This window comes from Wolbachia endosymbiont of Nasonia vitripennis (genome assembly GCF_048054115.1).
Lineage (GTDB): Bacteria > Pseudomonadota > Alphaproteobacteria > Rickettsiales > Anaplasmataceae > Wolbachia.
Genome location: NZ_JAFEVF010000021.1, coordinates 1 through 15301, shown reverse-complemented (window position 1 = coordinate 15301; position 15301 = coordinate 1). Strand labels below are relative to the sequence as shown.

10 protein-coding genes and 1 pseudogene are annotated in these 15301 nt (G+C 33.1%); 4 read left to right on the top strand and 7 right to left on the bottom strand.

The features are described from left to right. Nucleotides 1–145: 145 nt before the first annotated feature. A pseudogene (locus JR053_RS03800) lies at nucleotides 146–793 on the bottom strand (hypothetical protein); the annotation flags it as partial. 236 nt (nucleotides 794–1029) lie between these two features. On the opposite strand from JR053_RS03800, the gene JR053_RS03795 reads away from it, so the two are divergent. The 3 genes from JR053_RS03795 to JR053_RS03785 all read left to right on the top strand — a co-directional run bounded on the left by JR053_RS03795 (nucleotide 1030) and on the right by JR053_RS03785 (nucleotide 3890). After that, nucleotides 1030–1524: a WBM0748 family T4SS-associated protein gene (locus tag JR053_RS03795; RefSeq protein ID WP_010403296.1), complete on the top strand. Its 495-nt coding sequence runs from the start codon at nucleotides 1030–1032 to the stop codon at nucleotides 1522–1524. 284 nt (nucleotides 1525–1808) lie between these two features. Further along, entirely contained in the window at nucleotides 1809–3071 is a 1263-nt protein-coding gene (locus tag JR053_RS03790; RefSeq protein ID WP_139686792.1) for a pyruvate dehydrogenase complex dihydrolipoamide acetyltransferase, read from the top strand. 57 nt (nucleotides 3072–3128) lie between these two features. Continuing rightward, nucleotides 3129–3890 (top strand): hypothetical protein, encoded by a 762-nt coding sequence (locus JR053_RS03785; RefSeq protein ID WP_010403294.1) that lies wholly within the window; start codon nucleotides 3129–3131, stop codon nucleotides 3888–3890. A gap of 99 nt (nucleotides 3891–3989) precedes the next feature. On the opposite strand, the gene JR053_RS03780 is transcribed toward JR053_RS03785, so the two are convergent. The 5 genes from JR053_RS03780 to JR053_RS03760 all read right to left on the bottom strand — a co-directional run bounded on the left by JR053_RS03780 (nucleotide 3990) and on the right by JR053_RS03760 (nucleotide 13195). Next, nucleotides 3990–5735, bottom strand: a complete 1746-nt coding sequence (locus JR053_RS03780) for a type I secretion system permease/ATPase (protein ID WP_010403291.1) — start codon at nucleotides 5733–5735, stop codon at nucleotides 3990–3992. Between the two features lie 294 nt (nucleotides 5736–6029). Then, on the bottom strand, nucleotides 6030–9653 hold the full coding sequence (locus JR053_RS03775) for an ankyrin repeat domain-containing protein (RefSeq protein ID WP_416603591.1): 3624 nt from the start codon (nucleotides 9651–9653) through the stop codon (nucleotides 6030–6032). Between the two features lie 118 nt (nucleotides 9654–9771). Then, nucleotides 9772–10782, bottom strand: coding sequence for a tRNA (adenosine(37)-N6)-threonylcarbamoyltransferase complex transferase subunit TsaD (tsaD, locus tag JR053_RS03770; RefSeq protein ID WP_010403280.1), 1011 nt, complete (start codon nucleotides 10780–10782; stop codon nucleotides 9772–9774). 71 nt (nucleotides 10783–10853) lie between these two features. Then, nucleotides 10854–11591 carry a WD_0702 family putative metalloprotease gene (locus tag JR053_RS03765; protein WP_010403278.1) on the bottom strand — a complete coding sequence of 246 codons (738 nt, stop codon included), beginning with the start codon at nucleotides 11589–11591 and terminating at the stop codon, nucleotides 10854–10856. A gap of 176 nt (nucleotides 11592–11767) precedes the next feature. Then, nucleotides 11768–13195, bottom strand: coding sequence for a sensor histidine kinase (locus tag JR053_RS03760; RefSeq protein WP_010403276.1), 1428 nt, complete (start codon nucleotides 13193–13195; stop codon nucleotides 11768–11770). A 64-nt stretch (nucleotides 13196–13259) separates the two neighbouring features. On the opposite strand from JR053_RS03760, the gene JR053_RS03755 reads away from it, so the two are divergent. Then, nucleotides 13260–14429, top strand: a complete 1170-nt coding sequence (locus JR053_RS03755) for an aspartate aminotransferase family protein (protein ID WP_010403274.1) — start codon at nucleotides 13260–13262, stop codon at nucleotides 14427–14429. On the opposite strand, the gene JR053_RS03750 is transcribed toward JR053_RS03755, so the two are convergent. Further along, complete coding sequence (locus JR053_RS03750) at nucleotides 14426–15193, bottom strand: hypothetical protein (RefSeq protein ID WP_416603588.1); 768 nt, start codon at nucleotides 15191–15193, stop codon at nucleotides 14426–14428. The genes JR053_RS03755 and JR053_RS03750 overlap by 4 nt on opposite strands. Nucleotides 15194–15301 lie beyond the last annotated feature (108 nt).

The window sequence follows — 15301 nt, the reverse complement described above, 5'->3', positions numbered from 1 at the left end:
CCTATGCAAACCTTTTTTGATAGTATGCATATTGCTTATCAGAAAAATATTGATAGCATTAAACAGGATGCTGATTTTGGTTTTGACTTTGTTAATTCTTCTGTCAGTTAATTCATGCCTGTCAGATCAAGTCTAAACTACTACACATTATACCAATGAAAGCACCTACAATTATGGATGAAACTACACCAATTAATTCTCCTATTTTTGAACTAAGTGGTACTTCTCTTTCACGTCTAATACGCCTAATATAGCGTGACCTCATTTGTCCTCTCATTATTACATTTTCATCCCTGTTTCCAAAGAGATTCAATGACGCTTCTCTTTCTCTAATAAAATTTGGCCGCATTTGTTGTTCTCTTGCCCTTCTTCGCTCTCTCATTATTATGTTTTCCTCAAAGAGGTTTAGTGGTACTTCTCTCTCACCTCTAATTCTAACATGATTTAGCTGTGCTTGTTCTACTAATAACCTTATTGTACTTTTTATTTCATTTAGCGGTGCTCTTCCTCCAATATCCTTAATTGCCTTCTCAAATTTTAATAGCGACTTGTTGTTTAGTCTAACATGATCCTGAGAATCACAAGCAACGATCCAGTCTAAAATTGGCATTTTTTGACTATCAAATCCTGTACCATGTTCTATATCATCATTAATGTGTTCTTTTATTTTTTTAATTATCTCTACTGCTCTTGTTTCCATAGCTTCTATGGCGCTATCTTCACTTTCTATGAGTATATTGAAAACAATTCCTAATAACTCCTGTTGTAAATCCTTTCGTTCTTTAATATTCATAATTAGCCTCAACTTTTATATGCTATTTTGCCAAAATAATTTTACCAAATAAGTAATATATATACAATAATTCTCGTTTAAAAATTTTTTTACATTGGCCTATCTAAGTTATGTTTTAGGATGTAAAAGCTTCTTACTTTAATAATTTATTAAAGTAAACCATATATGGATTGCTATTTAGGAGCAGCTGTTGTACTTTAATCAGAAGGTACAGTAATGTAAGAAGGAGGTACTTTATGTCTTTAAAAAATGAAATTTCTGAATTGATAGAGCAACAGCTTGGCATTAAATATCATGACAATTGCTTAGCTTACACTATCCATAATTCGGCTGCAGGTGAAATATCCGATTCTATTGCTCTTTGCATAGTTGGCTGTGGCGATTGTGAGATTAAGTATCAAGGTATTGCTAATTCATTCAACATAACGAAAGAAGAAATTAACCAAAGTAATATAGAAAGCATAAAAAATAAGATAGAAAGTGAAGCTAGAAAAGAAGGTAGTGAATTTTCCGAGTTGATTTCTAAGATGGATCAATCGCTGAAAGAACAAAGTGAAAAGTCTATTATACAGATTTTAAATTCATCTGCTGAAGAGATGTTAAGGAGTTTTTGTGGTAGTTCTATACAGAGAACAGAGGATAAAGAAGTTAGTCTGTCCTCTGCTTCACATGAAGAGCCTGCTACAGAAGATTCGGAAACTACTATTAATTCTGATCTTTTATCAATTTAACCAGCTCCTCATATAAATTTTTTCTGTACCCAAGCTATATGTTTGTGAGAGGATAGTAAGCACTACATTTTTCTATTTCCATTATAACAGATTCGTCTATTTTCATGATGATCTTACTATTTGTACTCTGTCTAGGACTAAGCAATAGAAATAGTAGGATAACAGTAGTCAACCAAGATTCCAGCATCACGTACTAGGATGATATAAGTATCATGATTTACGATTAGATTGACATAGGGTAAAGAGTAAATTAAAAATTAAATAGATCTTTTAATGCAGAATAAATGCCTATAGAAATATTGATGCCCGCTCTTTCCCCAACAATGAGTAAAACTGGAGGGAAAATTGTAAAGTGGTGTAAAAAAGAACAAGATAAAGTTGAAATAGGTGATGTAATCGCTGAAATTGAGACTGATAAAGCCATAATGGAGTTTGAATCTGTCGATGAAGGAGTTTTAGCAAAAATTTTAGTGTCGGAAGGAACAAGTGGTGTGCCTGTAAATCAACTGATAGCTCTAATGTTAGAGGAAGGGGAAGATAAAAGCGCACTTGATTTAGCTTCTGCCATCAATACCAAGGTTGAGAAGGAGGTTGAAGCCGATTTTTCAGTATCATCCAACCCTTCGATTTCATCTAGCTCTTCAATGTCATCCCAGTGCGTGACACTGGGATCTAAAAAAGAGGATAGAGCAACAGAAAATAGAATAAAAGTAAGCCCCTTAGCTAAAAAAATAGCTCAAAATGAAGGTGTTGATATAAAGCGATTAAAAGGTACAGGTCCATATGGTCGTATCATCAAAGCTGATGTATTAGAATTTTTAGATCAAACTAAAAGCTATGAGAGATTTGAGGAAAATACAACAGTTGAAGTAAGTAATATGCGCCAAGTGATAGCGCAGCGCCTAGTTGAATCTAAGCAAAATATTCCACACTTTTATTTAACTGTAGACTGCCACGTTGATAAGCTAATATCGCTCAAAAATGAGGTTAATTCAGCAAATGAGAACAATAAAGTAACAATTAATGACTTAATTATAAAAGCTGTGGCTTTCAGCATGAAAAAATTTCCTGACATAAACTCATCGTGGATAGATACTAAGATAGTAAAATATTCAAATATAGATATCTCAATTGCTGTAGCGCTTGAGGATGGACTTATTACTCCTATAGTAAAAAATGCTGATGAAAAAAGTGTTTTATCTATATCAAAAGAAGTGAAAGATTTAGTAAATAGAGCACGATCTGGAAAATTAAGGCCTGAAGAATTTCAAGGAGGAGGGTTTACCATTTCTAATTTAGGCATGTTTGGTATAAAAACTTTCAGTGCTATAATCAATCCACCACAGTCTTGCATTATGGCTGTCGGCGCATCTAAAAAACAACCAGTTGTCATAAGTGAAAAAATAGAGATAGCAGAGGTAATGACAGTTACTCTCTCTGTTGACCACAGAGCAGTTGATGGAGCACTCGGAGCAAAATTTTTAAATGCCTTTAAGTACTATATAGAAAACCCTACGGTGATGCTTCTTGAGCCTTTATTATTATAATAAAATTAATACCTCTTAGTTTATACTTTTGTTAGTTAATAGGTTTAGAGGTAAAATATGACTGATAAAAAGATAGAAAAACGTAGTATATCTTTTGATGCTACAAAATCAAAATTTTCAAACGATAGGTTTCAAATAGATTCCTCATCTAATGAGTCAATAGATACCATTGGTAAAAAATTTAAGTATGAAGTGAAACTTCCAGGTGTTATTCACACTACAACAAGAAAAAATAATGTTGGAAGCGGATTAAATGAGTTAGATCTAAGAAAGAAAAATGAAAACTCTTTCAAGACACCAATAAAGAATATTGAAGAATCAGATAGTAAGAGAAACCAAAGTCATTTGCTGTTTCAGGAGGACTCATTTCCAGAACTACCAGCATGTGCATATAAGCCAGCACTGCTGCCAAAACCATCAAAAGAAAAAATAAAGGAAGCTGTAGATAAAATGCGCAATAATAGAAAAGCTCATAATTCTGCAAGTGTTGAAAATGGTGTTAGTTCAGACAGGTTCAAAGTGCGCCCGTTCTTATGTAGTGATATAGATGGATATGTAGCTCCTGACAAACGTGACCGTAATCTAGAAAGGTGTAGGGTTACACATGATAGCAGTAAGCTTGAAGCACAAATGGAAAGAAAGCATGGGTTTCAATCAGATCCAAGTGTTAAGCATGTAAAGGCTGATACTGTAGTATGTTCTATTACTAAAGGTCATGACAAAAAAGGCGTTAAATCTGATGTCTCATATACACAAGAGCCTATATCAGAAATGTCTAAGGTCAATGTGAGAGAATTAGCAAATAGGTTCCGCGGCTAATCATTATTGGATTTTTCTAATAACAATTGCTTAAGATTTTATAAACTGTGCATATAGTACTCTATAAGAGAAAGAGAAGTGTGACAGCTTCTCTCTTTCTTAACCACTTGCTGAAGAACGTTTATCTTCTGTGGCATCTGGTGATGGAGCAACTAATCTGCTCAAAATCTCATCTTTTGGTCCCATATCATAAATAATACCATCTGACATGATAATCACTTTATCAACTACGGATAGTAACGGTAGCTTATGAGTGATGATAACAGTGGTAGTATTTTGCTTTCTTGCAACATTGATTGCATTAATCAAGCGCGCCTCTCCATTACTGTCTAAGTTAGCATTCGGTTCATCAAGCACTAAAAGCTTAGTATTACCATAAAAAGCCCTTGCAAGTCCAAGAAGCTGTTTTTGGCCACCAGAGAGTATTACTCCTCCAGGTCCTCCTATTGTTGTATCATACCCATTTGGTAAGCTCAGTATTAATTCATGTATTCCTGCAATTTTTGCTGCTTTGATTATTTCTTCAGGATTTGGGTCTGGTCTCATTCGAGCAATATTAGCTTTAACACTAGTGTTGAACAACTCAATATCTTGAGGTAAGTAGCCAACATAATTACCAAAATTTTCTCGATTCCAAGTGTATACATCAGCACCATCTAGTCTGACTACACCAGATATGGGTTTCCATACACCAACAATTAGCTTGGCAATGGTGGACTTACCAGAAGCGCTTGCGCCAATAACACCAACTACATCCCCTGGTTCTATTAAAAATGATATTCCTTTTACTGTTGGCTTATTACTCCCATAAGGAGTAAAGAATACTCTATCAAATTCCAACTTCCCTTCAGGCTCTGGTAGAGCCATAGTTTGCTCTCTTTTTGGTGATGTTAGGATAAGTCTTTGCAGCCTGCCATATGACATTTTGGCTTGATTTAAAAATTTCCAAGTATGAACTGCTGCATCAAATGGAGCCAATACTCTACCCATCAAAATTGAGGCAGCAATGATACTACCAGCAGTTTTGTGAGCTGTGATTGCGAGTAATGCACCTGTTCCAATTACTGAAATTTGGAGAGTCGAGCGTAAAAACTTAGTAATCCCAGTAATCACATTAGAACGATTCTGCGCTGTAACTTGCATTGCACGATTTTGATCATTCCGTTTACACCAATCAGAAACTATAAATTCTGACATACCCATAGCTTCAACCACCTCTGCATTTCGTGTTGCAACATCTATAGCATTAATATTACGTATAGTTTCTTCATTGGTTTCTCTCAATATACGCTTAGTAGCAAGTTCATTCCATACTGCCATTGAAACTAATATAATAATTCCGGCAATAGCTATAAACCCTGTAGAGGTATGTATCATAAAGATGAAAACAAGGTAAATTAACGACCATGGAGTATCAAATAGTGAAAATATACCATTTCCTGTAATGAAATTTTTTATTACCCCAAGATCTCGTATTGCTTCACCGCTGGAAGTTGAGCTCTGCACTGATGTTAGCCTAATTGACCTTACTATTAGGTCTGGTGTTGCAGTTTTATCAATCCAGTCGCCAATTTTTGCCATGGCTAAATATCGACAAGTTTCAAGCATTGCAGAACATGCAAACGCAGATAAAGTAATAATCGTCAGCATAACTAATGTTGATACACTCTCGCTCGATATCACTCGATCAAGTACCTGAGAAGTATAGAGTGGCAAAAATAACATCAACGCATTAATCCCTGAACTAAACCAGAAAATGAACCAAAACGCACTCTTGCACTTCTCTAGACAAGTATATAGTATACTTTGCTTTAATTCTTTTTTTATTGATGGAGTAATTTCCACAATCTTCCTTTTAACTTAACTATATGCACCATATATAACTTTTATTTCAAAAGTATTAACAGCTATTGCCTTACCCTATCGTTAATATAATAAAATGTTAACATATGCGAATAGGAAAACATAAACTTTTTTATAGCAAGACTATCTAATTCCTTCTCTACTATAATCTTATACGATAGCCTTGCCAATTGTTCTATGTTTTCCTTATCTACTACTCAATGACAGTTTACTATAATGCTTACTATCACTCCTCTGAAAGTTGATGCTATCAGAGTCAGTGATTACAATCTGCATCTATTTTCCTCTTTCTATATGATCAGGAAGTATTACATATTCCAATGATCTAGCTGTAATTGCTCTTTTTCTCACACAAGATGGACTTGAATATACCCTTGGTCTATATCTTTCGAATTTAAAACAGTCAACAGTAATCCCCTCCTCAAAGTTAGAAAGTATTAGAGATGGAGATTTACTAACTTCCTTATCACTCACAGAATTATTTGCACTACCATAACTCACATGACGCGCTGCACTATGATTGTTACCACACTCTTCTCTTGAGGTTGAACCGCTTGGATTAAAAGGAGTCGAAAATGTTGAATACCCATTGGTATCACCAAATCGTTTTATCAACCCACAGTTTTCTTCATTCATTTTTGTAATATTCTCTTGATTAGCACCTTCTGATAAGCTTGATGAAGCAATAAGATCTTCTTTTTTCTTACTAAAGATATTGCCTATTTTTAGCTTGGTTGCAACATTCTTGAATTTGTTTTTCGGAGCTTTTGGTTTAATTTCTGGATGCTCATTTATAGTAATTACACATGATGGATTATCTAACTTGTCCATTGTATTTTGTACTCTACTGTTGCGTCTTGAAAACAGACTAAGTTTTGCTGTTAAATCATTCAAAACAGGTGAACTTTTTCTACCTTCTAAAGACTTATTCGAACATGGTACTGCACTACCACCCCTACTCATTTTCTGAGGAGAAATATTGAGTTTGTCTTTACTCTCTAATCTAGTTTCATGCGTAAACTTGTAAAGTTCATTTTCCAATCGTGAAATATCTTCTGCATTCTTTATTAATAGTTCCAATATTGAGTTGTATTCCTCCAAATCATGATCCCCTACTTTTGTCTTAGCTAACTTTCCTGTAACCTCTTCAATTCTGTTCATTTTTTCAGTATAGTTTTCTATCTTACGTTTAACAGGTTCTTTTTGAAGGCCAATCACTAAGTTGTATAAGATAAGTAAAAATGATATCGAAGAAAATGCAATGGAAATCCAGGTAAGAATTTCTTCCTTTTCAGGTTCTGCATTATTATACTTAACGCAAACAGAAATAATCACACTTGATATTGACATGGCCAGATTATAGTAGTCTAGAAGCTTTTTGCTTCTTTCTTGATCTTCCATATTAAGTCTATCATATTTCCTTTTTTTGTTTTCCCTTATTTCATAAAAGAAATCTAAAAATAACCTCAAGATATTTGTGTCGCCATGTTTAAAAGCATAATCTAAAGCTGTTTTTTTTGCATTATCCTTTATATCAAAATTTATCTTCTTATTTACAGTTTTCTCTCCGGTGCTGATTGTTAGGTAGAATAAGGCTTTAATAGCTTTTTCCCTTAAGCGCTCATTTTGTTTACGCTTTTCTAAAACCAACTTTTTCAAAAATTGACCTTGCTTAAAATCCTCATTTATAGTTTTTTCAAAATCATTATCACTCATTACAAGATAGTGTAATGCTGTTCTTCCAGATTTAGATACAACATTTAACATTTTCTGATTATAGGGGTAATGATTATCTGTCATAAAATATTCTATTAACTCAGCATTAAGGCTCATGGCAGCTAAATGTAGAGGTATAAGCCCTTGACTATTTGTGTTAAAAAGTGGTACTGTGTTCCTAATAATTGACTTAGCAATACTTTCAATAACATACTGAGAGAATCCTATGTCGTCGGCAAGAGCAGCCATGTGTAACGGTGTATTGTCATTTTCATCATATAACACTTTGATGTTAGCAGCCACCTTTTTACCTACAAGTTCTTTTGACACAAATTCAAGACATTCCTTATTGCCGCTCAAAATAGCTGCAAATAACAACTTTTTTTGTGTATTTTGTTCTAAAAAAATACCCTTTGGGCTTTTTTTTACCAAATACTTAACGCATTCTACTCTTCCACTGAGGATAGATAAGTGTAGTAAAGTTTGTCCATCCTTATTTTTCTTACTTAATATTTCTCCCACTCTCTCTTTTTTAAAAAGGTGCTCAAGGCATGATTTATTACCAACACGTGCTGCCATATGAAAGACGGTGTCACCGTTGCTATTCTCACGCAAAACCTCTTGATAAACGTCAAATTTCTTCTCTTCTAACTTTTTTTCTATCATGCTTAAAAACGATAAATCAAGTTGGGCAGCAAAATGTAAAGGGGTGTTTCCTTCATTATTACTCTTATTTACTTGCATGCTTCTGTCTATTAATAGACTCACACATTTTTTTCTTAGTTCTGTTTCTGTATTACTCGATAGAGCTAAGTGTAGGGCCATATTTCCTTTGCGTGTTTCTGTACTTAAATCGTAATCAGGAAATTTATTGAGTAAAAATGTTAGACAATCATACTTCCCGTACATTGCAGCTAAATGTACAAGATCTCTTCCATACTCACCTTTGGATTGAAGTATGCTATTTCCTATATTTTCATAAAATAGCTCTATACAATATGTATTACCATGTATAATAGCAATATGTAAGGGGGTGTTACCTTGTTTATTCTGAACAATTTTTGCACCTGATTTAATAAACAATTCTATTAGCTGTTTATTTCCATGTTTTGCAGCTATATGCAATGGGGTGTTACCATCTACATTTTCTTGATCAATTTTACTGTTTGGTCTACCTAAAAATTCTAGATGCTTTATAAGAAAATTTATGGCATTTTCTTGAGTTTCTGAGTTACCTGCAATCTTATGAAAAGGATTCTCATTATATTTATTTTTTAAAAATTGTACTTGATTATCAATGAAGAATTTTATGCACTCAGCATTTCCAGATTGCACAGCATAGTGTAATGCGTTATTTCCATATTTATCTGTTTTAATTTTCTCCTTATCAAAAATTCCTTTTGCTGTCAATATTTCTTTTAAATATTCTAGGAGGTTAGGACTTCCGCTTCTGGCAGCATAGTGTAACTCAGTTTTATTATTGGTAGTGCAACTAAAATCTGCTTCATTTTCTATGAGAATTTTCAAGCATTCTTTATTGCCAGATTTAGCCGCATAGTGTAGTGGTGTTTTGCCATCTCTATCTTTATTCCTTAATGCTTCTTCAATGTCAAAATTAGAATTTTCTATCACAAAACGTAAAATATCTTCTTTACCCAACTCAGCTAAATAATGTAGAAGTGTTTTATCATTACTATCTGCAAAATTCTCCAGTTTTGTAATCAATTCTTTCTTCATACCAAGAATTAGAGATACAGCCATTTTAATATCACAATCCCTATTTTTCTTTTGTTGTCTTTCCCTAATTCTTTCAATAGCCACTGTTAATAGCGAAGAACCATCATTACTTATTATATTCCATCCATCTTGACAAAATTTTTCAGCTAATGAATCACTTATATTTTCTTCTAAAATCCTGCTTTTTATATAATCAAGATTATTAGTACATATATTATAGTTTTCTTCTTGAGTTACTTTGTTAATATAATCATATATGATTATTAGGTCTTGCTTATTGACTTTATCTTCTGAATTGCCTTGTAATGAAGAGAGGTCTATATTACTAATTGCTTTGGCCATACCAACGTTTACCGCAACAAATAAACCCGACCTGAGTGTCTTTGCGCTTGTACTAGATTTAGCTTTGAAAACATTAGTAACTGTGTCAAATTTATTTTTGAACATACTGTACCTTATAAATAATAATGCCGGTAGTGAATAAGGCTTTAGTAGATACCACTGTAATTTTTAAGCCTACAAAAATTCACCAGCGGCCGCATTATATAGTAGATAATTTTTTGTGCTAGTAATATTTTTCTAATTCCCACTTTGGCCTTGGTGCAAAGTCAAGAGAGTCTATATAATTTTTCTGTAACCTTTCAATTCCTGTCCATCCAACCATTACCGCATTGTCTGTACATAGGTTGCTTGGAGGAGAAAGCACGTTCAAATCTATGTATTTTTTCAATCTCTCCTTCAGAAAATTATTTGCTGCAACTCCACCGGTAATTACAAAATCATTGATTTTAATATTTAAAGATGCAGTGATATCAATAGCATTTCTGACTCTATCGAGTAATATGTCGCTAATACACTCTTGAAACGAAGCACACATATCGCAAACATCTTGCTTGCTCACTGCAAGCTCTTTAACTAAGTTTTTTACTGCTGTTTTAATTCCAGAAAATGAGAAGTCACATCCAGAACGTTTTATCATTGCTCTTGGCAGCTTAAATCTCATACCATCACCTTTTTTAGCTAACTCTTCAATCAATGGACCTCCAGGATAGCTTAGATCCAGCATCTTAGCAATTTTATCAAACGCTTCACCCAGCGAGTCATCAAGTGTTTTTCCAAGTTTAATATACTTACCTACATCCTGTGCAATTAAAAATTGACAATGGCCACCCGATATAAGTAGGACTAGAAATGGAAATTTAACCTCATATAGCAGCCTAATAACTAATGTGTGTGCCTCTAAGTGATTAACTGCAATAAACGGTTTTTGTGCTACATGCGAAATTGCTTTAGCCATCATTGTACCAACTATTAGTCCACCTATGAGTCCTGGTCCTGATGTTGCTGCAATTGCATCTAGATCACAAAAGTTAAGGTTAGATTTTTCTATAGCGCTTTTTACTAGACCACTTAAATGCTTCATATGAGCACGTGATGCTATTTCAGGTATTACCCCACCGCGTTTTTTGTGCTCTTCCTGAGAAAGAATTTCGTGAGCAAGGACTTGCTTATTACTATTTACAATTGCTGCTGCAGTTTCATCACAGCTTGTTTCAACAGCTAATATAGTTTTCATATATATTTGAACTCTTTAATTGTGAGAACTATAACTTGAAATGTTGAAGAAGTGAACTTTGTTCTGTTAAGCTAATTATCATCTCCAAATATAGAACCAATTTTTTTACTCCCAGAGGAAAATTTATTAGTCCAACTGCTTTGTACTTTGTTTATATCTTTAAAGGCAGTTTTATTGCTATACTCCTTTACTTCTTTATCTATTATCTTCATTATTTGTGGATCCAGGCATCTCTTTTTCCATTGGTTAGTAGCAAGAAATACTTTATTTAAATCTTGAGTGCGAATTAGATATTCTTTATCTTTAGGATAAACTTCCTGAGCCCAAGCAAACAGCTCAAAATAGCGTGCGAATAACTCAGACGCACGTGATTTTGGAGTTTGGTAAACTTGTATCTCCTTAAATATAATTTGACCAATAATTTTTTGTACCAGAATATTTGACTGCTTTAAGTTCTGCTCAATATCCTGATAAACTTTATAGAGAAATTCTTGCTCTAAGCTTAAGTTCAGTTCATTTTCAACCATATGTGAAAGTTCATGTACTATGATGTAAGGATTTGACCTTCTTAGCACAATAACATACTTATTTAAACCAGAAGAACGAATTGTCTTACACACTCCCTCTTCCATATCCACTAATCCTTCTTGATATATTTCAAACGAGAGTCTAGTTTGCTTTATTAGTGACAAAGTGAGGTTTAATGTATTTCTAAACTTCTCAAATTGATAGAGATATTTGACATATTGTATTACGTTTTCACTATTTCCTACTTGAGTTGCTTGTTTTATTAAGTTCCTGATTAGCATGCTTCATTATTAAAGGAATTTTCTTTATGCTCAAGAATTATAAAGTGTTTTCAGGAAGTATAGCTAAAAAAGTTTAATTTACTTACATTCCGCTACTTATTATTAGCCAAGAGGTATCACGTCAGTATGACTTAGGAATGTACTAGATATAAAAGTGCAATATCAAATATATTTTACTAAAAATCAATCAACTTTTCACATGTTTGCTCTTCATAAAAGAAGCTCAATGTTATCGTAGTACCAAGTTTTGCTTCACTTTGAATGTTGAAAGTCCCACCCATTAACTCTACTAATTTCTTGCTTAGAGGTAATCCGATACCTGTGCCTTCGTTTCTATATCCCGAATCTGCTTGGCCAAAAACGGACATAACTTTATATATGTCCTGCTGCATTATCCCTATTCCATTATCATGAAACTCAATAGTTAATAAATTTTTTTCTATATTCTCTTTAATAATCATTCTTATTAAACCACCTTGAGGAGTGAACTTGATTGCATTTGATAACAAATTTATTATAACTTGCTTCATTCTTTTGGGATCGGCGATAACTAATAATTGTTTATCAGATATCTCTTTCTTTAAACTAATCCCTGTTTCTTTTAGTTTAGGTGATAACATTTTTAAGCACGAATCTATTATCTTATTCAGATTAAACTTCACTTTCTCTACTGTTAAACTACTTGATTCAGCTTTAGAAAAATCGAGCACATCATTAATCAAAGCAAGTAAATGTGTACCAGCATTATATATATCGTCTACGTATTCCTTGTATTTAGAGTGATCTACCGAACCTAAAGTTTCATTTTTGATCAACTTTGCAAATCCAATAATAGCATTAAGAGGTGTACGCAACTCATGTGTAACACTTGCAAAAAATTTTATCTTATTTGCATTTTCTTGCTCTAATGCCTCTTTAACCCTTTGTAATTCAATATTAGTTTTATGCTGCTTGGCTAGCATTTGGGTATTGGAAAAGTGCAAATAAAGCATTATTAGTATTAAGATAACCAGTAATAAGCCCATTAATATTGAAAATAGACTATATACCATAATATAAGAGTCATTATAGCTTTGAATGATCTTCAAAAAAAATGAAGGCTTAATGTCATCTTCATGAAATATAGGGAAAGTAGAAGTTAATGTATTTCCTGTAGCGTAAAATATTTCTTGATTGCTTAGCAATTTATCAATTTCATCATTTGTAAGCAACTGCTCATAGTCATGACCTTGAGTATTAAAATTACTGAAAATTACTCTGGCATTTTGATCATACAGTATTAAGCTAAAATTTCTTACTTTGCTTACTGATTGTAACAATTCAGCACGCAATTTTACCAACTGGTTTATGTAATCAAAACTGTTATATTTAATATGATGTTTTTCTATTAGTAAATAATGATATTTTTTTATTATACTATTTTCCAATAGATCTTTTAAGTTTGCATTTGAATTACGGTAAAAAGAAAGAAAATTATTCTTTAATGAATAACTGCGGTATATTGTGCCCAATAAAACCACAAAAATTAATAAGAATAGCGAGATAATTTTTGTATATCTATTTGTTTTTAGTGTAGTAAAAATTAATTTACTTAATTTATACATATTCTTCTCATTGTGAAATAACGTCTTTTATGGTATTAATAAAAAATTAGCATATCATACTTTTATGACAATTTCTCCTATCTTGCCAGTTTATTCTCCTGTTAACATAAATTTTTCTTATGGCAAAGGTATTTACTTGTATGATATCGATAATAAGCGCTATATAGATTTTCACTCTGGAATAGCTGTTAGCAGTTTAGGTCATGCCAACCCACGATTAACTGATGTCCTAAAATTACAAGGAGAAAAACTATGGCATATATCAAATACCTATAATATATCTACTACCAACAAATTTGCAGAAAATTTAATAAACAACAGCTTTGCTAATACTGTATTTTTTGCAAATTCTGGATCAGAAGCAGTGGAATGTGGACTTAAAATCGCTAGGGCCTATCAAAATGGAAAAGGTAATAAAAATCGCTATAGAATTCTAACATTTCATGGTGCATTTCATGGAAGGACATTTTTAACTTGTGCAACAAACGATAGACAGAAATTTTCTGAATTACTGAATCCTTATATTGACTGGTGTGATAACATAGAGCCCAATATTGAGAGTGTAAAGAAAGCAATTTCTAATGGCATAGGTGTTATATTAATAGAACCAATACAGGGACAAGGTGGTATTAAAGTAATGAGTGAAGTCTTCATGAAAGAGCTAAGAGAACTATGTAACGAAAACGACATACTGCTATTTTTTGATTGCGTTCAGTGCGGTGCTGGCAGGACAGGAAAGTTATTTGCATATGAACACATAGGAATTAAGCCTGACATATGTGCTCTTGCAAAAGGAATAGGAGGAGGTTTCCCTCTGGGGGCTTGTCTTGCAACTGAAAAGGTTGCTAAGTACATGGCGGTCGGTATGCATGGTTCTACTTTTGGTGGTAATCCACTTGCAACTTCAGTAGGTAATGCTGTATTGGATGAATTGCTCAGCCCTGGCTTCTTAGAAAATGTTGAAGTTAGAGGTAAGTCTTTAAAAAACAAACTAGAGGACTTAGCAAGCAAGTTTCCAATGATAGAAGAAGTGAGAGGGAAAGGGTTGATGCTAGGAATAAAAGTAAAAATGAATAACCAAAAATTTGCAGAAGAGCTAAGTCACCGTGGTTTACTTACTGTTGGAGTAACATCAGATAACGTTCTAAGAATCTTGCCTCCACTCATTATCACTGAAAAAGAGATTGATGAAGGCATTGAAATCCTCACTCAGTATTTATCTGAAAAGTTCTAGTTAAAAACTAAACCTTCCTGCTCACTAGTTGTTGGCTGTATCAAAATTGCAGATAAAGCAGTAGCTACAACTTTATCAGCTACTTCATTTGTACACTTTGCCTTTTCCTGTTCTCTTATCAGTGTAAGCTCATTTATATCACTTAGTGAGTCAAATTTTGTTGCATCTTCAAATATAAAAGATTGCACGGCACTCTTCTCAACACCTAAGAAAGCACCATTACCAAACGATAATGCCACATCTAATAACTTCTGCATTAAACTGTTTTTAACAATGAATTTAAATAGCTCCTCTAACACAACTGGCACTCCAAAAGTAAAAAATGCTCCTCTCACTAAATAGGTTGTTATTTCATATAACAATGCACCACACAAGAGTGCCAATGGTCCAAATACTATAAAACCGCAAAGTAAAGGCAATGGCATGGTCTGACCTGATGATATTCTACCTATAAGCTCCATTGAAATTATAAACCCAATAAGTAACATAGCTCTACCTAGATATGTCCTTTCTTTAGAGCGTTTGTTAAAGTTTTTCTCACGTAACTTAGAAAAATCATTGTTAACTCTGACTTCAAAAATATTATGGTTGATTTTTAATTTTAGCTCTAAGTCCTCTATTCCATGATGCCACTTATGACACCTTACAATTTCATCAATTATCGTACTAACTTGATTATTGATTTTGTATAATTTGCTTTCTTGATATAAGTTGCCTTGATAATATTTTTCTCTGTAATAGTTTAGACTTGATCTGACAGGCATGAATTAACTGACAGAAGAATTAACAAAGTCAAAACCAAAATCAGCATCCTGTTTAATGCTATCAATATTTTTCTGATAAGCAATATGCATACTATCAAAAAAGGTTTG

Bases quoted from the DNA above. Each gene is read 5' to 3' on its own strand.
- JR053_RS03795 (WP_010403296.1), top strand. From the start codon at position 1,030: ATGTCTTTAAAAAATGAAATTTCTGAATTGATAGAGCAACAGCTTGGC.
- JR053_RS03790 (WP_139686792.1), top strand. From the start codon at position 1,809: ATGCCTATAGAAATATTGATGCCCGCTCTTTCCCCAACAATGAGTAAA.
- JR053_RS03785 (WP_010403294.1), top strand. From the start codon at position 3,129: ATGACTGATAAAAAGATAGAAAAACGTAGTATATCTTTTGATGCTACA.
- JR053_RS03775 (WP_416603591.1), bottom strand. From the start codon at position 9,653: ATGTTCAAAAATAAATTTGACACAGTTACTAATGTTTTCAAAGCTAAA.
- tsaD (WP_010403280.1), bottom strand. From the start codon at position 10,782: ATGAAAACTATATTAGCTGTTGAAACAAGCTGTGATGAAACTGCAGCA.
- JR053_RS03765 (WP_010403278.1), bottom strand. From the start codon at position 11,591: ATGCTAATCAGGAACTTAATAAAACAAGCAACTCAAGTAGGAAATAGT.
- JR053_RS03760 (WP_010403276.1), bottom strand. From the start codon at position 13,195: ATGTATAAATTAAGTAAATTAATTTTTACTACACTAAAAACAAATAGA.
- JR053_RS03755 (WP_010403274.1), top strand. From the start codon at position 13,260: ATGACAATTTCTCCTATCTTGCCAGTTTATTCTCCTGTTAACATAAAT.
- JR053_RS03750 (WP_416603588.1), bottom strand. From the start codon at position 15,193: ATGCCTGTCAGATCAAGTCTAAACTATTACAGAGAAAAATATTATCAA.